We start from the raw sequence: 19,976 nt of genomic DNA, 5'->3' as shown, positions 1-19,976 counted from the left end.
TAAGGTTGCCGTGCTCATGCGCGCAGCTCCTTGCGCAGGAACGCCTCGAACATCAGCAGCGACCAGATCGGCGCGCTGTAGTCGCGCAACCCGGCCTGGTGCTGCTCGTGCAGATGGCGCAGGTAGTCGGCGTTGAACATGCCGCTGTCGCCCAGCAGTGGCCCCAGCAGCGCATCGTGCACGCGCTGCTTGAGCGGGCCGCGGAACCACGCGGCCAGCGGCACCGAGAAGCCCATCTTCTTGCGGTACAGGATATCGTGCGGCAGGTGCGATTCCAGGCTTTTCTTGAAGATGTACTTGCCCTCGCCGCCCTGCAGCTTGAGCGACGGCGGCAGGCCGGAGATCCATTCGACCAGTTGATGGTCCAGCAGCGGCACCCGCACCTCCAGCGCGTGCGCCATGCTGGCGCGGTCGACCTTGGTCAGGATGTCGCCCGGCAGATAGGTCTTCAGGTCCAGGTACTGCAGCAGCGACAGCGGATCGTCGGTCGGCGCCTTGTCGGCGTGGCCGCGCATGACTTCGATCGCGCGGTAGCCTTGCAGGCCGGTCTTGAAGCGGTCCGAGAACAATTCCGCGCGCATGGCGTCGCTCATCAGGGTCACGCCGTGGAAGTAGCCCTCGACCAGGTCGCGCGACAGCGCCTCGAAGGTGGTCTTGGCGCGGAACACGCGCGGCGCCCAGTCGGCCTTGGGATACCAGCGGCCCAGCAAACCGAACACCGGCTTGCGCAGGCCGGCCGGAATGCGGCCGCGCACGCGGTGCTCGTTCATCGCGTAGCGGTAGCGGCGGTAGCCGGCCAGGTTCTCGTCGCCGCCGTCGCCGGACAGCGCCACCGTCACCCGCTGGCGCGCCAGCTGGCACACGCGGTAGGTCGGAATCGCCGAGCTGTCGGCGAACGGTTCGTCGTACAGTCCCGCCAGGGTGTCGAGCAGCGCGTAGTCGTCGGTGCCGACGTTGCCCGTGTAGTGGTCGGTGCCGTGCTGCGCCGCCACCTGGGCCGCGTAGTCGGATTCGTCGAAGGCCTTGTCCTGGAAGCCGATCGTGCAGGTGTTGACCGGCGTGTCGCTCATGCCCGCCATCATCGCCACCACGGCGCTCGAATCGACGCCGCCGGACAGGAAGGCGCCCAGCGGCACGTCCGCCACCAGCCGGATGCGCACGGCCTCGCGCAGCCGCTCGATCAATTCATGCTCGACATCGGCGCTGGCCATCGGCGCGTGCGGCGCGAACGGCACATCCCAGAACTTGACCGGGGTGGCCGGCGGCGCGCCGACTTTTTGCGTCAAGGTGTGGCCGGGCGCCAGCTTCAGCGCGCCCTGGTAGATCGTGCGCGGCTCGGGGATGTAGCCGTACGCGAAATAGTCCTCGACGGCGCGCGGATCGATGCGGCGCTCCAGGTCCGGCAGCGAGGCCAGCGCCTTGAGCTCGGAACTGAAGGCGAGGAAGCCGTCGGCGGTCACGCAGTAATACAGCGGCTTGACGCCGAGGCGGTCGCGCCCGATGAACATGGTTTGCTGGTTGCGGTCCCACAGGCCGAAGGCGAACATGCCGCGGAAGCGGTGCACGCACGCCTCGCCCCACTCCTCCCAGGCGTGGACGATGACCTCGGTGTCGCAGCGGGTGCGGAACACATGGCCGAGCGCCTTCAGTTCCACCGTCAGCTCGCGGAAGTTGTAGATCTCGCCGTTGAAGCAGACCATCACCGAACCGTCCTCGTTGCCGAGCGGTTGCAGGCCGGCGGCGATGTCGATCACCGACAGGCGCCGGTGGCCGAAGCCGATGCCGGGCTCCAGGTACAGGTCCGCCTCGTCCGGGCCGCGATGGTGCTGGGTCTCGTTCATGCGCTGCAGCACCGCGCGATCGATGTCGCGCTTGCCGCCTATATCCATGATGCCCACTATTCCGCACATGATGCCACCCGCCTTCCCAGTTTAAGTTTTCGTTCGCACAGTTCGTCGTACAGCGCCTGGTAGGCGGCCACCATCGCCGGCATGCCGTAATGCTGGGTCACGCGCAGGCGCGCGGCCAGCCCGTGTTCGTGCACCAGCGCGGGACGGGTCGCGTAGCGTTCCAGCGCCGCGCACAGCGCTTCGCTGTCGCCGGGCGGCACCAGCGCGCCGGTGGCGCCGTCGGCCACCACCTCCGGCACCCCGCCGACGTCGCTGCCGATCACCGGTACGCCGCTGGCCATGGCCTCCAGCGCGGCACCGGGCGTGCCCTCGGCGATCGACGGCAGCGCGAACACGGTCAGTCCGCGCAGGATGGCGGCGACGTCGTCGCGTTTGCCGGGCAGCCAGACGGCGCCGTTCAGGCCGGCGGTGTCGACCTGCGCGCGCAACGCCGGCAGCAACGGGCCGTCGCCGATGATCGCCAGCCGGAGCCGGCCGGCCAGGTCGGGACGGCGCGCGCGCAAGGCGGCGAAGGCGGTCAGCAGCAGCGCGTGGTTCTTCACCGGCTCGATACGGCCGACGCTGCCGATCACCAGGCAGCCCGGGCCGAAATGGCGGTCCAGCGGGCCGCTGGTCTCGGCGGGCGTGGGTGGACGGTAGCGGTCGATGTCGATGCCGTTCGGCAGCAGGCGGCTCTTGCTCGCCGGCACGCCAATGACCTCGCGGTTCCAGGCCAGCATCTCGGCCGAATTGGCGTAGCAATGGTCGTAGAACGGGATCATCAGCCGGCGCAGCAGCCGGTGCTTGCGGTTCAGCCCCTTGGGATCGGCGGCGTCGCGGCCGTGGGCGCCGTTGATGCGCACCGGCACGCCGGCCAGCAGCGCGGCCGGGGCGTACTCGATGGCCGACAGGTTGTAAGTGTGCAGTATCTCGGGGCGCAGTTGCCGCAACAGGCGCCACAGCGCGGCGTGGGTGCCCAGCGCCAGTCCCGGCGGCTTGTCGAGCGCGTACAGGGCGACGTCGCCGCGGGTGATGCGCTCGGCGAACGCGGTGTAGCCGGTCAGCGCGATCACCGCGTGCCGGTACTGTCCGGCCGGCATGCGGTTGATGCGTTCGACCATCAGGTTTTCCATGCCGCCGAAATCGAGACGGTAGATCAGGTGCACGACCAGTGGCGGCTTCATCGCCTCCCCCCCTGTTGCGCGCGGACCCGCGCCAAGGTGGTATCCAGCGCGCCGAGATTGTCGGCGAGGAAGGCGCGCATGGCGGCGCGGGCGCCGTCCGGATGGTCGCCGAGCGGCGCGAACAGCATCACGGCGGCGCCGTCGTCGCTGCCGCCGAGCACACGCTGCCTGATTTGCAGAAGTTTGCCCATCGTATCGCTGGTGGTGGCGCGGCCGTCGATCCAGTACCAGTGCCACACCAGAAGCGCGCCGTCGGCGCTGTTCAATGTCGATTCGCGCACGGCCAGGCCGCGGCCGGCCACGGTCTCGTTGCGCACCGTGCCGCCGGTCAGGTTCCATGGCGAGTTCACCATCGACGTCAACCGGTTCATCGACGTGATCAGTTTGCTTGCTTCGGTTTGATGCCGGTAATACAACAGCGACAAGCCGACCTGCTGGTCTTGCTGCGCGTAGTAGCGCCTCAGCGAGACGGCCGGCGCGGTGTAAGCGGGCTGCCAGTCGGTGAAGGCGGCGGCGAGCGGCGCCTTCGCCGGGAACCTGTCGAGACCGAGCGGCGGCGCCGTGTCGCCGGTGCTTTGCAGATAGGCGGCATAGGCGGGCCAGACGCCCAAGGCCACCGCCACGGCCAGCGCCATCGCCGCGATGCGCGCCGTTGGCGGCCGTTGCGACACGCTCCGCGGCAACGGCAAGGATGCCGGCGGCAGGCGGTCGCGCCAGCGCGCGCCGATCAGGAACAACGCGAAGATGACGATGCCGAAGAACAGCCAGCCGTACAGCAGGTGGTCGACCCCGACCGCCAAGGTCATGCCGCTCAGGTGGCCGAGCATGACGATCATGTAGGCGCGCAAGCCGTTGGCCAGGATGGGCAGCAAGGCGGCAACCGCCACGAACAGCAGGCGCTTCGACCAGCGCGTATAGGTCATGTAGGCGTACAGCAAGCCGGCCGTGATCGACGCGATCAGGTAGCGCAGCCCGCTGCACGCCTCCACCACCGACCACCCGCCCGACGGCAGGATGAAGTTATTACCTTCGTGCAGGACCGGTATGCCGCTCAGGCGCAGCGCCGCCACGGTGAAATTGGCGGTGACGCTCATCAGCGGCTCGATCAGGCTGTCGCCCACCGGCACGGCCAGGAACAGGAACAATAACGGGAAGGCGATCACGCGCGCCATGCGACACCCGAGCACCGCCAGCGCCGTCAACGGGAACATCGCGACGAAGGCGTACTGCCGCATCACCTGCACCTCGCCCAGGTCGGCCAACAGCCAGAACATGCCGCAGCCGGCCAGCGGCAGCAGCGCCGGCCAGAACGGCGCCGGCGTCATCGCCCGCAGCCGTTCGCGGCGCTGCCAGGCCAGCCACAGGCTGATCGGCACGATCATATAGCCGTGGGCAAAGGTTTCCGAGCGCGACCAGATCTGCACGATGGAGGCGGCCGTGCCCCAGTAGGCCGCCAGCGGCAGCAAAATCAGCAACAAGGCGAAGATGACGACGCGATTGACCGTGGCGGGCTTGGCGCGGCGGCCGGTGCCGTCGCCGACGCCGGCCGGGCTTGCGCTGGCGCGCGGGTCGGCAGTGGTTAAGATCGTGCTCATGTCAGGCGCTCCGGGGCCAGGGCTGGGCCGGCCGCCGTTCCAGCAAGGCGGACACCGGCGCCAGGTTGCTTTCCCAGCCGTACAGTTGCTCGACCTTGGCGCGCGCCGCCGCGCCGATGGCCGGATCGGGCGCGTTCAGATAATCGAGCGCGGCGCGGGCGTGGCCGGCGGCGTCGTCGGCCAGCAGCAGTTCGCGGCCCGGCACGGCGTCTATGCCTTCCAGCGCTTGCGGCGACACCAGCACCGGCCGCGCCATCGCCATCGCCTCCAGCACCTTGTTCTGGATGCCGCGCGCGATGCGCATCGGCGCCACGCACAGCGCCGCGTGCGCCACGTAGGCGCGCACGTCGGGCACGGTGCCGGTCACCATCACGCCTGGCAGCTCGGCCAGGCGTTGCACTGCCGGCGCCGGCCGCGAACCGACGATGCAAAACAGCACGTCCGGCGCGGCGGCGCGGATCACGGGCAACACCTCGCGCGCGAACCAGCTGACGGCGTCGATGTTGGGCCAGTAATCCATGGCGCCGGTGAAGGCGAGCACGCGCGCGCCCGCCGGATATGGCGAGGCGCCGCCGTTCGCCGGAGAAAAGAATTCGGTGTCGACGCCGTTGCTGTAGTGGCCGATGCTGGCCGCGCTTTCCGGGGCCAGGGTGCGGAACAGCGCCGCCTCGGGCGCCGACACGAACAAGGCGGCGTCGCTGGCGCGCGCCACCCCGCGCTCGTAGTCGAGCAGCAGGCGCGCCTCGCGCTGGTAGACCTGGCGCATCGGCCAGCGCTTGCCGTCGGCGTACTGGCGCCACTTGTCGGAATCGACATCGACGAAATCCATCACGCGCCGGGCCGACGGATGGGCGTCCGCGTACTGCGCCATCGGCGAGGAATAACAGACGATGCGGCTGATGCCTTCGCGCTCCACTGTGTCGTCGACCCAGCGCCGCATGCCGGCGTCCCGGTAGTAGTCGCACGACAGCGCCCGCCCGCCAGCCAGCGCCGCCAGGCTGCGCAACCGTCCCCACAGCGGATGGAGCGCGCCGAAATGGCTGCCGGCGCACATCGCTTGCAGATGCGGCACGTGCCGCCAATCATCGGCGTCGTCGACGAAGGTGCCTAGATGAACCTCGTAGCGGGCGCACAGGTGACGCAGCAAATGGTACGACCGTATCTTGTCGCCCTTGTTGGGCGGATACGGAATACGGTGTACCAGGAGCAGCAGTTTTTCCACGTGTCAGCCCAGGTTCTTGACGATGTGCGGCCCAAGCATGTTCGCCACCGGCAGCGGCAGCCGCCGCCACATCCGGATGAACAGCCGGTACTTGGGATTAAGCGGGTTGTTTTCCGGCACCGCCGACGCCTTGATCAGCCTGACCTCGTAGTCCAGCGGCTCCGGTTCGAAACCCCAATTCTTCTTGAAGTCGAAGGCGCCGGTGCCCAGCTTGCTGCGGCCGAAGTCGAACCGCCGCATGCCGCGCGCGGCCGACGCCTGCATCAGGTTCCAGTACATGAAGTCGTTGCCGGCCAGCGCGCGGGCGTTGTCCAGTCCGCCGCCGTAGTACGGCAGCACCTGGTCGCGGAAGAAGAAGCTCAGCACGCCTGCCACCAGTTCGCCATCATGGGTAATCACGCGCACCTCGCAATCGTCGCCGAAGGTTTCCTTGAGCAGCGCGAAATAGCGGCGCGAAAACACCGGCGTGCCGAGACGGTGGACGCTGCGCGCGTAGGCGGCATAAAAACGTCCGACGTCCTGGTCGACCTCGCCCCGCAAGCCGAACTTGATGCCCTTCCTGACCATGGCGCGCTGCTTGCGCGGAATGGCGTTCATATTTTGCTCGTCATCGGCGACGATGGCCTTGCGGAACGTCACATACAAGGGCTTGACCAGCCAATCCGGATCGCCAGGGTGGCCGCGCTCGATGTTGCGGTATTCGAGGTGGCCGACGCCCAGCTCCCGCGCCAGCGCCTGCGCGGCCTGGTCGAGCATGGCGCGCGCCTCGTCCGAAGCGGCGGCGATGCCGCCGTAGACGCAGAACGGCAACGCGCCCAGCCAGTGGCCGAAGACGCGGCTGCGCACCTCGCCCAGCGGCAAGATGCCTTCGATGACGCCGGCGCGCTCGACATAATAGAACCATGTCCGGTGGCCGAACGCCTGGCGCAGCACGCGTTGCCAGCCGGCGCGGTGGAAGAAAGTCGCCTGCGGGCACTGGTCGACGTAGGCGTCCCAGCGCCGGCTGTCCTGTTCCTCCATCAGGCGCAGCCGCAGCTGGCCGGCCATCGCCGACGGCGCCGGCGCCAGGTGCGCGTGTTCGGCCAGCGCGCTCATGCCGCCCCCAGGAACAGCCGGTCCATGCGGTCCCAGGCGAAGTCGCGGGTCAGCGCGCGGATGCGGCCATCCATGCGGCCGAGGTTGACGTAGTGGCGGAATCGCGTCTTCCACTGCAAGCCTTGCGGGCGCGGCTGGCCGGGATCGAGCTCCCATGGATGGAAATAGAAGATGGCCGGCTGGCGATCCTGCCGGTTCACTTGGCGCATCATCCAGCGCGACATCGCGTACGGCATCAGGCGGAAATAGCCGCCGCCGCCGGCCGGCAGGTTGCGCTTCATCAGGCGCACGGTGGTGATCGGCACCTCCAGCAGTCCCCGGTCGCCGTTCGGGTAGAAGGCGAAGCGCGGCGCGTCCGGCATGCCGTAGTGGTCGTGGACGATGGGATAGATGCTGGAGCTGTAGCGGTAGCCGGCCTGCTGCAGCGCGTCCAGCGCCCACAGGTTGGCCGGGCCGATCGAGAAGCTGGGCGCGCGGTAGCCGCGCACGGCCTGGCCGCCGATATCCTCGAGGATGGTTTTGCTGGAACTGATGTCTTCCAGGAAGGCGGCGCGGCTCTGGTCCGACGCCCGCAGGTGGCCGTAGCCGTGGCTGGCCAGTTCGTGGCCGCCGTCGACGATGCGGCGCACCAGCTGCGGATAGCGCTCGGCGATCCAGCCCAGGGTGAAGAAGGTGGCGACGACGGCGCCGTCGTCCAGGATGCCCAGGATGCGGTCGACATTGGCCTCGACCCGGCATTCGCGCCCGGCCCAGCTGTCGCGGGCGATGTGCGGGGCGAACGCCGACACCTGGAAGTAATCCTCCACGTCGATGGTCATGGCGTTGCGCACCGGCTGGATGGCTGTCATTGGACGCTTCCTTCCCGCTCGGTGAGCCAGCGCTGCATGATCTGGACGATGCGGCGCGCCGCCTGGCCGTCCCAGTAGCGCGGCACGCGGCCGGTCTTGCCGCCGCCGCTGAGCACCTTGTTGTACTCGGCCAGGATGCGGCCCGGGTCCTGCCCGACGATGGTGTTGGTGCCCTGCTCGACCGTGATCGGCCGCTCGGTGTTGTTGCGCAAGGTCAGGCACGGCACGCCCAGCGCGGTGGTTTCCTCCTGCATGCCGCCGGAGTCGGTCAGCACCACGCGGGCGCCTCGCATCAGCCCCAGCATTTCCAGGTAGCCCATCGGCGGCAGCGGCAGCATGCCCGGCTGGTCAAGCAGTTCGCCGAGGCCGGCGCGCTCGATCATGGCGCGCGTCCGCGGGTGCAGCGGGAACATCACCGGCGTGCGGCGCGAGACGATCAGCGCCGTCTCCAGCAGGCTGCGCAGCACTTCCGGCCGGTCGACATTCGATGGCCGGTGCAAGGTCAGCACTGCGTAGCCGTCCTCGCCGTCGGCGAAGCCGGGGCGTCCGGCCATCGCGGCGATGCTGGCCGCCGGCAACGCGCGCGGCAGGTTGGACAACAGCGTGTCGATCATGACATTGCCGGCGAAATGGATGCGCTGCTCCTCGATGCCCTCGCGCAGCAGGTTGTCGCGGCCGCTGGACTCGGTGGTGAACAGCAGGTCCGACAGCTGGTCGGTCAGGATGCGGTTGATCTCCTCCGGCATGGCGCGGTCGCCGCTGCGCAGGCCCGCCTCGACGTGGAACACCGGCACGCCGCGCTTGTTGGCCACCAGCGCGCAGGCCAGCGTGGAATTGACGTCGCCCACCACCAGCACGCCGTCGGGCGCCACCTCGTCCATGGCCGGCTCGAACTTGCGCATGACCTCGGCCGTCTGCAGGGCGTGGCTGCCGGAGCCGACCTCCAGGTTGATGTCCGGGTCCGGGATGCCCAGCGCCGAGAAGATCTGGTGGTTCATGGCGACGTCGTAGTGCTGGCCGGTGTGCAGCAGGCGCGCCTCGAAACCGGCCGCCGGCTCGGCCAGCGCCGCCATGATGGGCGCCATCTTCATGAAGTTGGGGCGGGCGCCGACCACGCACAGGATGCGGAATTTGCGCGCGGGCGTGTCTACGTCAGTGTGGCTCATTCGATGTTGTCCATCTGTGGCAGGTTGGCGGGAGTGGCGACGAGTTTTCTCAGCACGTGCAGCAGCGACACCATCGAGCGCTCAACGCGCACCAGGCGTTCGTCGATCGTGCCCTGGGACACCATGCCGCCGCTGGGCGGCCACTCGCCTGGCGGTTCCATGGCCAGCGCCGCGTCCGGTCCGTCCGGCACGGCCGTCTCGTCGCGGATGTCGCGCAGCACCGTGGCCACCTCGGCCTCGGTGAAGGTGTCGAGCTCCTCGAGGAAGCCCATCAGCAGCAGGCGGTCGCAGACGTGGTTGGTGGTGCGCGGGATGCCGCCGGCGTAGGCGTGGATGGCCGCGTGGGCGCCGTCGGTGAAGCACGGATTGCCGCGCCAGCCGACCGTTTGCAGCCGGTGGACGATGTAGGCGCGCGTCTCGTCGCTGTTCATCGGCCCCAGGTGGTAGGTGGCGATGACGCGCTGGCGCAGCTGGCGCAACTCCGGGCTGTTGAGCGTGGTGCGGAATTCGGGTTGACCCAGCAGGAAGGTTTGCAGCAGCGAGCGCTCGTCGGACTGGAAGTTCGACAGCATGCGCAATTCCTCGACGGTGCGGGCGGTGAGGTTTTGCGCCTCGTCGACGACCAGCAGCGCGCGCTTGCCCTGCTTGTCGCAGTTGCGCAGGAACTGTTCCAGCCGCACCAGCAGCATGCTCTTGCTGCCCTCCTCGGCCGGCACGCCGAACGCCGCCAGCACCATGCGCAGCGTGTCCTCGGTGTTCAGGTAGGTGTTGGTGATCTGCGCGGCGACGATTTCATCGGCCGGCAGCCCGTTGAACATATTGCGCATCAATGTGGTCTTGCCGGCGCCGACCTCGCCCGTGATGACGATGAAGCCCTCGCGCTGCGACAGGCCGTATTCGAGATAGGCCATGGCGCGCTTGTGGCCCTGGCTGCCGAAGAAAAAGTGGGGATCGGGGCGCAGCTGGAACGGCTTGGCGCTGAGCCCATAATAGTTCTCATACATCGCGGGCCTGGCTCCTCAGAAGCGTTGGTTGAGATGAAACACGATGGCGTTCTCGCGGTAGCCGCCAAGGGCGCCGGCGACGCTGCCGGTCTGGCGCCGCAGTTCGAGGTCGCCGGTCAGTTGCCGGCCGAACTGGCGGGTCAGCGCCAGCCGGAAGGCGCGGTTGATGCTGCTGGCCTGCTGGACCAGCGAATCGGCCTTGTTGAAGCTGGCCGACAGGTTCAGCGAGCTGCGCGGCGACAGCCGGTAATTGAAGGTGGCGCTGCCGCCCTGCTGGTGGCTGTTGTCGTTGAGGCTGCCGAAGCTGCTGCCGAGCAAGGTGCTGTCCGATTGCACCGACGACAGCGCGTTGCGCCGCTCGTCCGTCAGGCTCAGCACCAGCACGCTGTGCGCCAAGGTCCAGGCCAGCGACACTTGGAACTGCTTCTGCAGGATGTAGCGGTTGCTCAGATAGTTGACGCTGTCGGTCAGCGAGCGCGGCAGGCCGTTGGCGCGGATGAAGGCGTCGATCGCCTGGCGCCGCAGCGTGGGATCGGGGATGGCGCCGGCGTACATGCGGTCGAGCAGCTCCGAGGTCGACACCGACGCCGGCAGCAGGAACTGGTCGCGCGAGGTGGTGACGTCGGTCGAATAACGCACGCTCCAGGCGGTGGCGCGGGTGCGGTGCACCGCGTCGAGGTGGTAGCTGTCGCCGAAGTAGCGCTTGCCGAAGCTGGCGCTGACGCTGGTGCGGCTCGACGGCGTCCAGCCGAAGCCGAGCGACCATGACTTGCCGGTCGGCGAGTCGCCCACTTGCGATTCGTATTTGTACTGGTCGCGGCCGATGCTGGCCGTCAGGCGCAGCGGCGTGGCGATCAGGTAGGAGCCGTTGAGCCCCAGGTTGCCACTGATGGTGGTCGGGCCGGCGCCGTCCTCCAGCCGCTGGCGGTAGTACTGCAGGCCCCAGCCGATGCGGGCGCCGACGCTGCCGCCGAGGCCCGCCTGCACGCTGTCGGCCGTGCTGTGGTTGAAACCGGCGCTGTCGGCGCTCACCACGTCGTGCGTGTAGCGCAGATCGCCGGTCGCGAAGGCGCCCAGCCTGTGCGTCAGGTAGGGACTGAGGCTGTAGCTCTTGACGTTGGTGCGGTTCTCGGTCAGGTAGCCGTCGGCGCCGTCCCGGGCGACCGGCTGGCCGAACGCCGACACGGCCTGCTGGCGGTAGGCGCCGGCGGCGTCGAGGTACAACAGGCCGCTGACGGCCTCGGCGTGCAACTTGCCGTTGAAATTGTTCGACAGGCTCTGGTTGGCGGCCGGGTCGTCGCGCGAATAGGCGTACAGGCGCGCCTCGTAGGCGGCCAGCAATTGCAGGCGCGGGCTGTCGTCGCGCACGGTGATGCCCGGCGTCAGCTCGCTGATCCACAGGCTGCGGGCCTGGTCCGGCGGCGCCAGGCTGACGTTGTCGGTGTAGGTTTGCTGGAATTGCGCCGACGGCTCCACCTTCAGCTCCGCGCGGCACGCCGGCGAAAACAGCAACGCCACCGCCGCCGCCGTCACGGTCGGCACTGGCGACAATACGGCGGCGCCCAGCCCGTGACGGCGCTTAGGACTGGCCATTATGATAACTATAGTTATATTGGTAGTCATACGCCGCAGTCCCCGGAAACTCGCGGGTCTTGTTGTACACCAGATTGACGTTGTTCAGGCCCTCGAGCTGGCGCAGCGATTCCTGGACCGCGTGCTGGCTGGTCTTTTCGGCCTCGACCACCACAACGATCTGGCCCATGTGGGCGGCCAGCACGTGCGCCTCGGTGGTCAGCAGCAGCGGTGGCGAATCGAAGATGATGATGCGGTCCGGATAGCGTCCGGCCATCTCCTTCAACAGGTTGGCCATGGCCTGGCTGGCCAGCAGCTCGGTGGCGCGCGGGTTGGCGGCGCCGGCCGGCAGCAAGGTCAGGCCGTCGATATTGGTGTGCAGCAGCAGCTCGGACATGTCGGCGCGCTCGTCGAGCAGCAGCTCCATCAGGCCGCGCTGGCCGGGCAGGCCCAAGGTGCGCAGCACCGACGGCCGGGCGACGTCGGCGTCGACCAGCAGCACGGTATGGTCCAGTTCCATGGCGATGCTCATGGCCAGGTTGATGGCGCAGAAGGTCTTGCCCTCGCCCGGCAGCGAGCTGGTGATCATGATCAGGTTGGCCGGCTTGTCGCCACGGTGCTTGGGGGAGAAGGCGCGCGTGATCAGCGGCCGCTTGATCACCCTGACCTCCTCCATCAGCGGCGTGCGCGTGCCGGCGGTGATGAAGCCCATGGCCTGCATGCGCGCCGCGTCCAGTTCGATGTTCTTGCCGTTGCCCCGGTGGCGCAACACGGCGGCCGGCGACGCCGACGGCGGCAGGCCGCGGGTCGGCAAGTCCGATGGCGACGGCGCGGGCGCGGCCAGCGCCGCCTCGACGGCTTCGTCGGCGCAGTCCTGCGCGTGACCTTGCGCCAGCCCCTGGCGCGCGGCCGCGTCCCGGTGCATGCGGCTGGTGGCTCGTTCGATTATGCTCACGGAGACTCCTGGTTTCGCTGATGAAGCTGGCCGACTTAGCCGATCTGTGCCTGTCGGGCCGGTTGGATTAACGTTGAACTAGCGCTGCAACCACAGCACCGATGCCATGACGCCGCCATAGCCGCCGAAGAACAGCGACACCGCCAGCCCGAACGCGTACAGGCGGCGTCGCCGCTTGAGGCGCTGGGTCTCGGTCCAGTTCATCGAAATGCTTCCAAGGATGGGAATGCCGGTGGCCTCGCGCAGCGAGCGCTGGCTGATGAAGGTCGGCCGGATCTGGCTCAGCAACAGCGCCGAACCGAGGCCGGCCAGCAGCGCGCCGGCGAACACGATCGAGCACAGCCGCGCGCGGTTGGGACCGACCGGCATCACCGGCGCGCTCGGCGGATCGATGACGCGTATCGTCATCATGTCCGACGCCGAGCTCAGGTCGCCCGACAGCCGGGCCGACTCGCGCCGCTCGACCAGCTTGGCATAGTTCTCCTTGTTGATGGCGTAGTCGCGGTTCAGCTGCGACAGCTCGGCCTCGACCTCGGGCGCGGCCGTGCTCATGGCGCGCAGCGCCGCCACCCGGCTGCTGTATTCGCGCACACGGGTCTGCAGCGCGGCCAGCCGCGCCTCCTCGACCGACAGCGCGACGTTCATCTGCTGCACCATCGGGCTGAAGTTGGCGCCGGCGGTGCGCACCTTCTTCGAGGCCTCCTCGCGCTTGCGGGCCTTCAGCTGGTCGATCAGGCGCTTGGTGCCGGCGATGTCCGGATGCTCGTCGGTGTATTGCATGCGCAACTGGTCGAGGTTTTTCTCGAGCGCCTGGATGCGGCCGTCGAGTTCGGGATTGGCGTCCTCGCTCGGCATCGCGCCCAGCACCGGGGCCGGTTCCTCGCCGGCGATCTGGCGCTTGATGGCGTTGCGCGACTGCTCCGCCTCGGCCGCCTCCAGGCGCGCCTGGTTGAGCAGCTCGGTGGTCTCGGCCAGCTTGCTGGCGTAGTCGCCGCCCTGGCGCGACATCAGCGCCATGTGGCGGATCTTGAACTCCTTGAGCGCATTCTCGCCGGCGGCCAGTTTTTCCTCGTAGCTCTTGATCTGCTCGGCGATGAAGGAGATGGCCTTGTCGGAATCCTGCTTCTTGCCGCCGACGCTGCCCTCGACGAAGATCGTCAGCAGCGATTGCACCACGTCCTTGCCCAGCTTGGGATCGGGATTGGTGTAGGCGATGGTGTAGATGTCGTCGTGGCCGGTGCCGCCGATGCTGATCTGCGAGGTGAGCTCGTCGATCAGGCGTTCCTTGTCGTTGACGCTGCGCGTCTTGATGTCGAGATCGACCATGCGGATGACGCGTTCGACGTTCGGCCGGCTGATCAGCGTGCGGCGCATGAACATGACCTGCTCCTCGATGTTGGGCATGGTGGTCATGCCGGCCATCAGGGGCTTGAGGATGCTTTGGGTGTCGACGTAGACGCGGGCCGTCGATTGATATTCGTCCGGCATGCGGTACACGACCGCCCAACCGATCAGGCCGACCACCCACGCGACCGCCACGGCATACCAGCGATATTTGCCGAGCGCTTTCAGAAACGTCAGCAGCAATGCACTCAATTCCGCCATCTCTTGCCTCGCCAAGTGCGCGTCAGGTCCTAGCTGGAAGGCCGGCGCGTCGATTATCAAAACAACATTTCTATGAATCATAGTACAACGCATCAGTTCGCTGTTATTATTTTTTACACACTAGGCTACAACGTTGCAAGAAGTGGACAAGCGGCGTGGCGGCGAAGATTTGTTGCAAAAATTATCAGTTGGTGTAGATTGCGGGCATGATCACAATCGCCACATTTTTAAGCACCCCGCGCCGCGCGTTGTTGGCGTGGACGGTGCTCGCCGGCGCGTTGGCCGGCGGCCACAGCGCGCGGGCGGGCGAGCTGAGCGAGACCGTGGCCGCCGTCAAGCGCTCGGTGGTGGCGATCGGCAGCTACCAGCCGACCCGCTCGCCGCCCATCGTCTACAGCGGCACCGGCTGGGTCACCGGCGACGGCCTGAGCGTGATCACCAACGCCCACGTGGTGCCGGAGGCGCCCGATCTGGCGCGTCAGGAAAGCTGGGGCGTGGTGGTGGCCGACGGCGAAAATGTGCGCTTCCGCGCGGCAACGTTGGCCGGACGCGACACCGAACACGACCTGCTGCACCTGCGCCTGACGGGCACGCCGCTGCCGGCGCTCAAGCTGGCCGATTCCGACGCCGCCGCCGAGGGCCAGGACCTGGCCTTCACCGGCTTCCCGCTGGGCATGGTGCTCGGTTTGCACCCGGCCACGCACCGCGCGGTGCTGGCGGCGATCACGCCGATGACCCGCCCGGCGGCGACCTCGCGCCAGCTCGACGCGCGCGCCGTCAAGCAGCTCGGCCGCCCGCCGGTGACGGTGTTCCAGCTCGACGCCATCGCCTATCCCGGCAACAGCGGCAGCCCGCTGTACGACCCCGCGACCGGGGCGGTGTACGGAGTCCTGAACATGGTGTACGTCAAGGGCAGCAAGGAGAACGCGATCAGCACGCCGAGCGGCATCGGCTACGCCGTGCCGTCGAACTACGTGCGCGACTTGCTGCGCGCACCGTCACAATAGCGCCACAATAACTTTCTTGCCATGATCAAAAAGGCATGCCAAAATGAAAATATCGGCGTCGCTTGCGCCGTGCCAGTTTTCTCCCCCGCACTCCATTAAAGGACGACCGTGAACGCGCACTCATCCCCCAATCTTTACCGGCGCGCGCTGCGGCGCGTCCTGGCGTTGACCTGCGGCCTGGCCATCGCGGCGCTGGCCGGCTGCGCGACGCAGCGGCCGCTGGCCGCGCCCGCCGAGACCTCGCCGGAGATCGATTACCTGATCGGTCCGGGCGACAGCATCAGCATCAACGTCTGGCGCAATCCCGAGGTGTCGCAGACGGTGCCGGTGCGTCCCGACGGCAAGATCACGGCGCCGCTGGTGGAGGATCTGCCGGCCAGCGGCAAGACCCCGAGCCAGCTGGCGCGCGACATCGAAAAGGCGCTGGCGCGCTACATCCAGCAACCGGCCGTCAGCGTCGTCGTCAACGGCTTCGTCGGCACCTACGACCAGCAGATCCGCGTGATCGGCCAGGCCGCCAAGCCGCAGTCGCTGCCATACCGGCGCGACATGTCGCTGATGGACGTGCTGATCGCCGTCGGCGGCGTCACCGAGTTCGCGGCGGGCAACCGCGCCAGCATCGTGCGCAAGATCGACGGCAAGCAGGAGAAGCTGCCGGTGCGCTTGAGCGACCTGATCAAGGACGGCGACATCTCGGCCAACGTGCGCATGTGGCCGGGCGACATCCTGATCATCCCCGAGAGTTTCTTCTGAGATAGTGTCGAGTTTCTTTACAGTCGCCGGCTCGGCGCCGGCCGTGGCGGCGCCGATAGCATAAAACCAGTCATAAGTCCTTGATTTTAATTGAAGCCCGCGCGGGATTCAGTGTCGGGAATGAAACTTGCATCAGATCGTGTAGACAAGTAAAAACACAGGGGATGGCAGACGTGGCTAAGCAAACGCATCAAGATAATCCTGGCGATGCGCCGGTGCCGGCGCAGATGATGGACGCCAATGCCCCGTCGCGGCCGTCCCGCCGCCGGCTGGCGGGCGCCGGCATCGCCAGCGGCGTCATCCTGACGCTCAAAAGTCCGTCGGCGATGGCAACGAGAATGTGCAAGGCGCCATCGGGGGCGATGTCCGGCGGGCTGAGCAGCCAGAAGCCGGCTCAGACGCTGGTCTGCACCGGCCGTCCGCCGTCGTGGTGGGCGGCGCAATCGTGTCCGCTGCCGCAGACCTGCACCGCGTTCAGCCACGTCTTCACGTGCAGCTCGCGCACGCTGACCTACGCCAGCCAGCCGATCATGAAGATCCTCAAGGCCCAGACCTACGACCGCGACCGGGTTGGCATGTACCTGATGGCGGCCTACTTCAACGCCTACACGGGCCGCACCTCGTTCCTGAAAGTGCCGGCCGTGATCGCCATCTGGAAGGAATGGCAGGGTTCCGGCGCCAACCTCGGCGGCACTTACACACCCATCGCCGGGGGCCGCAAATGGAACTCGCGCGAAATCGTCGCCTACCTCGCCAGCACCATGGAATGAGCATGGCGATTTCCTGGCGCCTCAGTGCGGGCCAGCAACTGCGGCGGCGGCAGTGGGACGGGGAATGCGTGCTGTACAACGACCTCTCGGGCGATACCCACCTGCTTGGCGCCGACGCGCTGGAGCTGCTGCTGGCGCTGCAGGCCGGCCCGGCCGACACCGGCGCCCTGGAACGCCGGCTGCTGGCGGCCGGGTTGGCCGCCGCCGACGACGGGGCGGCCACGCTGCTGGAGGATCTGGAACGCCTGGCCCTGGTCGAGGCCGTATGCTGACCGTGGCGCAGCTGCCGCCCGGCCAACTGGCCGCGCGCCTCGCCGGCGCCGGCCTGTACCTGCAAACCGGCGCCTTCGTCACCCGCCTGCAAAGCACGATACCGAGCGTGGTGCATGGCGTGGGGCTGATGTACGCCGACTATCCGCTCGGCCTCGACGACGACTACGCCGATTTCCACCTGAGCATGGTGCGTCCGCTCAACTGGCGGCGCTGGCTGCGCCCGCAAGTCCAATTGCTGGCCGACGGGCTGGCGCCGTTCAAGCCGCTGCCGCTGGCGCAGGCCTATCCGATGTTCGAATGGGGGCTGAACTGGTGCATCTCCAGCCGCGCCCATAGTTATCTGATCCTGCACGCGGCGGTGGTGGAAAAACACGGCCGCGCGGCCATCCTGCCGGCGCCGCCCGGCTCGGGCAAAAGCACCTTGTGCGCGGCGCTGGTCCACCACGGCTGGCGCCTGCTGTCCGACGAGCTGACGATGGTCCGGCTCGACGACGGCCTGATCGTGCCGATGCCGCGTCCGATCAGCCTAAAGAACGGCTCGATCGAGCTGATGCGCGCGGTGCTGCCGAACGCCCGCTTCTCGCCGTCCGTGCACGACACCAACAAGGGCACGGTGGCCCACCTGCGGGCGCCGGCCGACAGCGTCGAACGCCTGGCCGAGCCGGCGCGCCCGGCGTGGATCGTCTTCCCGCGCTACGAGGCCGGCGCGGCGGCCGAGCTGCTGCCGGTCGCCAAGGCGCGCGCCCATCTGCGCACTGCCGAGAACGCCTTCAACTACAGCGTGCTGTGCGCGCGCGGCTTCGACGCCATGGCCGACGTGGTCGAACAGTCGGACTGCTACGACTTCCGCTACAGCAGCCTGGCCGACGGCATCGCCACGTTCGAGCGCCTGGTGGCGCCGCCATGACGCCGTTGCTGATCGAAGTGCTGCGCACGCCGGCGGCGCTGGCCGCGTTCACACCCGCCCAGTGCGATCTGGTGCTGCGCCAGGCCGAACGCGCGCAATTGCTGTCGAGCCTGCACGCGCGGGCGCGCGACGCCGGCGTGCTGGAGCGGATGCCGGCGCCGGCGCGGCAACAACTGGAATGGGCCCGCCAGCAGGGCGAGCGCCACCTGCAGGCGGTGCGCTGGGAAGTGCGCCAGATCCGGCAGGCGCTGGCCGGCCTGGGCGTGCCGCTGATCTTGCTCAAGGGCGGCGCGTATGCGATGGCCGGGCTGGCCGCCGCCGAGGGGCGCATCTTCTCCGACATCGACATCCTGGTGCCGCGCGCGGCGCTGGCCGACGTCGAATCGGCGCTGATGCTGCATGGCTGGGCCGGTGTCGGCCACGACGACTATGACCAGCATTACTACCGGCGCTGGATGCACGAGTTGCCGCCGATGCGCCACGTGTGGCGCGAGACGGTGATCGACGTCCACCACGCCATACTGCCAAGCACGGCCGCCGCGCATCCCGACGCCATGCTGCTGCGCGCGGCCGCCGAGCCGCTGCCGGGCTATCCCGCCAGCGGCAGCCTGCCGCCGCTGTACACGCTCGGGCCGGTGGACATGATCCTGCACAGCGCCACGCACCTGCTGTACGAAAGCGAGTTCGACCACGGCTTGCGCAACCTGGTCGATATCGACCGGCTGTTGCACGAGTTCTCTTCGTTGCCGGGATTCTGGGTGCGGTTAACGGAGCGGGCCGCCGCGCTGCAACTGCAGCGGCCGTTGTTTTACGCGTTGCGCCACGCCGCGCGGCTGTTGCACACGCCGGTGCCGGCGGCGCTGCTGGAGGGCAACGAGGTAGCAAGGCCGGGGCCGGTGGTGCTGGCGCTGATGGACGCGCTGCTGGACCGGGCGCTGCTGCCGGAGCACGCCAGTTGTGACGGCCCCCTCAGCAAGCTGGCGCGGCAGATGCTTTACCTGCGCGGCAACTGGCTGCGCATGCCGCCCTGGCTGCTGGCGCGCCACCTGTTCCACAAGGCGCTATTGACGCCGCTGCATGCGGCGCGGACGCGGGATGTTTAACGGGCGGCGTGTTCGATCTTCGAGCCATCTATGACTCGCCAACAACGCACGCACGGATTGCAGCGAATTCGCGCAACTCACCCCTCCGCCAGCGCCTTGCCGTAAATCCGCTTGGCGATCGTGATGGCCAGCCATTGCAACGGATGGCTGCTGCCGCCCGGACGATACGTATGTACCATCTTGTTCCGGTAGGCGTCGAAATGCAGGCCGTGCGGCGCCGCCAGCACCTCGCCCCGCCCCAGCAACACCTTGAGCGCGACCGTGGCCGAGATGCCCGCGCACAGGTTGCAGGCCATGATCGTCGACGGACCGCGCCGTTCCTTCAGATTCACCGCCGACGGCACCACCAGATACGCGCGGTGCAACCCGGCCGGCGCCAGCCCGACCATGAACCGGATCGCCTTGTCCAGCTCCGGCAGATCGCCCCACTGGAAATACTGTTCGAACGTCGTCTTACCCGGCAGGAAGGTCAGGCTGGCGCCGCCCATGCCCAGCGGCGCGCACGTGGTCGCCGGAATGCCCATCTCCGCACATTTGGCGAAGGTCTGCTGGCGCGCGTCGAAGGCGAAAAAGTCCAGCCCGTCGACATAGAAATCCACATCGCGCAGGAATTCAGGCAGGTTGGCGCTGGTCACGCCCTCGGGAAAGACGCGGATGTCGGCCTCGGGATTGATGTCGAGGATCATGCGGCGTATCACCTCCGACTTCGGCTGGCCGAGCGTGCTCATGGTCGCGCCCAGCTGGCGGTTGAAGTTGACAATGTCGTAGGTGTCGAAATCGGCGATAACGAACTTGCCGAAGCCGAGCCGGGCGAAGGTATTGGCGTAGAACGAGCCGACCGCACCGGCGCCGCCGATGGCCACCCGCTTGCCGCGCAGCACCGCTTGCTCGGCCTCGGTGACCCAGCCGATATTGCGCGAGAACGCCTTGTCGTAAATGAATGCCTGGTCCATGACAGCTACCTTTCAAGTGATCCTGGACACGCCGGAATCGTGGCCGTCTCCCCAGCGCCATCGTTCCATTCAGGA

General features: G+C 67.9%; 18 protein-coding genes. 6 read left to right on the top strand and 12 right to left on the bottom strand.

Annotated features, from left to right (window positions below; genetic code table 11):
• Positions 1-14: 14 nt before the first annotated feature.
• The 11 genes from MRBLMU1_RS29290 to MRBLMU1_RS29240 form a co-directional block, all read right to left on the bottom strand.
• Positions 15-1,910, bottom strand: a complete 1,896-nt coding sequence (locus MRBLMU1_RS29290; protein ID WP_363509509.1) for an XrtA/PEP-CTERM system amidotransferase — start codon at positions 1,908-1,910, stop codon at positions 15-17.
• Complete coding sequence (locus MRBLMU1_RS29285; protein WP_363509507.1) at positions 1,898-3,073, bottom strand: TIGR03088 family PEP-CTERM/XrtA system glycosyltransferase; 1,176 nt, start codon at positions 3,071-3,073, stop codon at positions 1,898-1,900. Before MRBLMU1_RS29285 ends, MRBLMU1_RS29290 begins: the two co-directional genes overlap by 13 nt.
• Positions 3,070-4,668 carry an exosortase A gene (xrtA, locus tag MRBLMU1_RS29280; RefSeq protein WP_363509505.1) on the bottom strand — a complete coding sequence of 533 codons (1,599 nt, stop codon included), beginning with the start codon at positions 4,666-4,668 and terminating at the stop codon, positions 3,070-3,072. Before xrtA ends, MRBLMU1_RS29285 begins: the two co-directional genes overlap by 4 nt.
• 1 nt (position 4,669) lies before the next feature.
• On the bottom strand, positions 4,670-5,890 hold the full coding sequence (locus MRBLMU1_RS29275; protein WP_363509503.1) for a TIGR03087 family PEP-CTERM/XrtA system glycosyltransferase: 1,221 nt from the start codon (positions 5,888-5,890) through the stop codon (positions 4,670-4,672).
• Positions 5,891-5,893: 3 nt separating this feature from the next.
• Entirely contained in the window at positions 5,894-6,985 is a 1,092-nt protein-coding gene (locus MRBLMU1_RS29270; RefSeq protein ID WP_363509501.1) for a FemAB family XrtA/PEP-CTERM system-associated protein, read from the bottom strand.
• The gene (locus MRBLMU1_RS29265; RefSeq protein WP_363509499.1) at positions 6,982-7,833 is read right to left on the bottom strand and encodes an XrtA system polysaccharide deacetylase; all 852 of its coding nucleotides are present in this window, start codon (positions 7,831-7,833) and stop codon (positions 6,982-6,984) included. The genes MRBLMU1_RS29270 and MRBLMU1_RS29265 overlap by 4 nt, the downstream gene beginning before the upstream one ends.
• Positions 7,830-8,999 carry a non-hydrolyzing UDP-N-acetylglucosamine 2-epimerase gene (gene wecB / locus MRBLMU1_RS29260; RefSeq protein ID WP_363509497.1) on the bottom strand — a complete coding sequence of 390 codons (1,170 nt, stop codon included), beginning with the start codon at positions 8,997-8,999 and terminating at the stop codon, positions 7,830-7,832. The genes MRBLMU1_RS29265 and wecB overlap by 4 nt, the downstream gene beginning before the upstream one ends.
• Positions 8,996-10,003 carry an XrtA/PEP-CTERM system-associated ATPase gene (locus MRBLMU1_RS29255; protein ID WP_363509495.1) on the bottom strand — a complete coding sequence of 336 codons (1,008 nt, stop codon included), beginning with the start codon at positions 10,001-10,003 and terminating at the stop codon, positions 8,996-8,998. The genes wecB and MRBLMU1_RS29255 overlap by 4 nt, the downstream gene beginning before the upstream one ends.
• 15 nt (positions 10,004-10,018) lie before the next feature.
• On the bottom strand, positions 10,019-11,596 hold the full coding sequence (locus tag MRBLMU1_RS29250) for a TIGR03016 family PEP-CTERM system-associated outer membrane protein (protein ID WP_363509493.1): 1,578 nt from the start codon (positions 11,594-11,596) through the stop codon (positions 10,019-10,021).
• Positions 11,583-12,530 (bottom strand): XrtA-associated tyrosine autokinase, encoded by a 948-nt coding sequence (locus MRBLMU1_RS29245; RefSeq protein WP_363509491.1) that lies wholly within the window; start codon positions 12,528-12,530, stop codon positions 11,583-11,585. The genes MRBLMU1_RS29250 and MRBLMU1_RS29245 overlap by 14 nt, the downstream gene beginning before the upstream one ends.
• Before the next feature lie 78 nt (positions 12,531-12,608).
• Positions 12,609-14,135, bottom strand: coding sequence for an XrtA system polysaccharide chain length determinant (locus MRBLMU1_RS29240; RefSeq protein ID WP_363509489.1), 1,527 nt, complete (start codon positions 14,133-14,135; stop codon positions 12,609-12,611).
• Between the two features lie 206 nt (positions 14,136-14,341).
• On the opposite strand from MRBLMU1_RS29240, the gene MRBLMU1_RS29235 reads away from it, so the two are divergent.
• The 6 genes from MRBLMU1_RS29235 to MRBLMU1_RS29210 all read left to right on the top strand — a co-directional run bounded on the left by MRBLMU1_RS29235 (position 14,342) and on the right by MRBLMU1_RS29210 (position 18,948).
• On the top strand, positions 14,342-15,142 hold the full coding sequence (locus MRBLMU1_RS29235; RefSeq protein WP_363509487.1) for a S1C family serine protease: 801 nt from the start codon (positions 14,342-14,344) through the stop codon (positions 15,140-15,142).
• 147 nt (positions 15,143-15,289) lie between these two features.
• Complete coding sequence (locus MRBLMU1_RS29230; protein ID WP_414646135.1) at positions 15,290-15,895, top strand: XrtA/PEP-CTERM system exopolysaccharide export protein; 606 nt, start codon at positions 15,290-15,292, stop codon at positions 15,893-15,895.
• 173 nt (positions 15,896-16,068) lie between these two features.
• Positions 16,069-16,665 carry a hypothetical protein gene (locus tag MRBLMU1_RS29225; RefSeq protein WP_363509485.1) on the top strand — a complete coding sequence of 199 codons (597 nt, stop codon included), beginning with the start codon at positions 16,069-16,071 and terminating at the stop codon, positions 16,663-16,665.
• Positions 16,666-16,667: 2 nt separating this feature from the next.
• Positions 16,668-16,937 (top strand): HPr-rel-A system PqqD family peptide chaperone, encoded by a 270-nt coding sequence (locus tag MRBLMU1_RS29220; protein ID WP_363509483.1) that lies wholly within the window; start codon positions 16,668-16,670, stop codon positions 16,935-16,937.
• Positions 16,931-17,845 carry an HprK-related kinase A gene (locus MRBLMU1_RS29215; RefSeq protein ID WP_363509481.1) on the top strand — a complete coding sequence of 305 codons (915 nt, stop codon included), beginning with the start codon at positions 16,931-16,933 and terminating at the stop codon, positions 17,843-17,845. The genes MRBLMU1_RS29220 and MRBLMU1_RS29215 overlap by 7 nt, the downstream gene beginning before the upstream one ends.
• Positions 17,842-18,948, top strand: coding sequence for a nucleotidyltransferase domain-containing protein (locus MRBLMU1_RS29210; protein WP_363509479.1), 1,107 nt, complete (start codon positions 17,842-17,844; stop codon positions 18,946-18,948). Before MRBLMU1_RS29215 ends, MRBLMU1_RS29210 begins: the two co-directional genes overlap by 4 nt.
• 77 nt (positions 18,949-19,025) lie before the next feature.
• On the opposite strand, the gene MRBLMU1_RS29205 is transcribed toward MRBLMU1_RS29210, so the two are convergent.
• Positions 19,026-19,901 carry a ThiF family adenylyltransferase gene (locus MRBLMU1_RS29205; RefSeq protein ID WP_363509477.1) on the bottom strand — a complete coding sequence of 292 codons (876 nt, stop codon included), beginning with the start codon at positions 19,899-19,901 and terminating at the stop codon, positions 19,026-19,028.
• Positions 19,902-19,976 lie beyond the last annotated feature (75 nt).

Source organism: Burkholderia sp. LMU1-1-1.1, from assembly GCF_040675865.1.
Classification (GTDB): Bacteria; Pseudomonadota; Gammaproteobacteria; order Burkholderiales; family Burkholderiaceae_D; genus Rugamonas.
Note: the sequence above shows the minus strand (reverse complement) of the source record. Positions and strands in the feature narration are given on the sequence as shown.

Bases quoted from the DNA above. Each gene is read 5' to 3' on its own strand.
- MRBLMU1_RS29290 (WP_363509509.1), bottom strand. From the start codon at position 1,910: ATGTGCGGAATAGTGGGCATCATGGATATAGGCGGCAAGCGCGACATC.
- MRBLMU1_RS29285 (WP_363509507.1), bottom strand. From the start codon at position 3,073: ATGAAGCCGCCACTGGTCGTGCACCTGATCTACCGTCTCGATTTCGGC.
- xrtA (WP_363509505.1), bottom strand. From the start codon at position 4,668: ATGAGCACGATCTTAACCACTGCCGACCCGCGCGCCAGCGCAAGCCCG.
- MRBLMU1_RS29270 (WP_363509501.1), bottom strand. From the start codon at position 6,985: ATGAGCGCGCTGGCCGAACACGCGCACCTGGCGCCGGCGCCGTCGGCG.
- MRBLMU1_RS29265 (WP_363509499.1), bottom strand. From the start codon at position 7,833: ATGACAGCCATCCAGCCGGTGCGCAACGCCATGACCATCGACGTGGAG.
- wecB (WP_363509497.1), bottom strand. From the start codon at position 8,999: ATGAGCCACACTGACGTAGACACGCCCGCGCGCAAATTCCGCATCCTG.
- MRBLMU1_RS29255 (WP_363509495.1), bottom strand. From the start codon at position 10,003: ATGTATGAGAACTATTATGGGCTCAGCGCCAAGCCGTTCCAGCTGCGC.
- MRBLMU1_RS29250 (WP_363509493.1), bottom strand. From the start codon at position 11,596: ATGGCCAGTCCTAAGCGCCGTCACGGGCTGGGCGCCGCCGTATTGTCG.
- MRBLMU1_RS29240 (WP_363509489.1), bottom strand. From the start codon at position 14,135: ATGGCGGAATTGAGTGCATTGCTGCTGACGTTTCTGAAAGCGCTCGGC.
- MRBLMU1_RS29235 (WP_363509487.1), top strand. From the start codon at position 14,342: ATGATCACAATCGCCACATTTTTAAGCACCCCGCGCCGCGCGTTGTTG.
- MRBLMU1_RS29220 (WP_363509483.1), top strand. From the start codon at position 16,668: ATGGCGATTTCCTGGCGCCTCAGTGCGGGCCAGCAACTGCGGCGGCGG.
- MRBLMU1_RS29215 (WP_363509481.1), top strand. From the start codon at position 16,931: ATGCTGACCGTGGCGCAGCTGCCGCCCGGCCAACTGGCCGCGCGCCTC.
- MRBLMU1_RS29210 (WP_363509479.1), top strand. From the start codon at position 17,842: ATGACGCCGTTGCTGATCGAAGTGCTGCGCACGCCGGCGGCGCTGGCC.
- MRBLMU1_RS29205 (WP_363509477.1), bottom strand. From the start codon at position 19,901: ATGGACCAGGCATTCATTTACGACAAGGCGTTCTCGCGCAATATCGGC.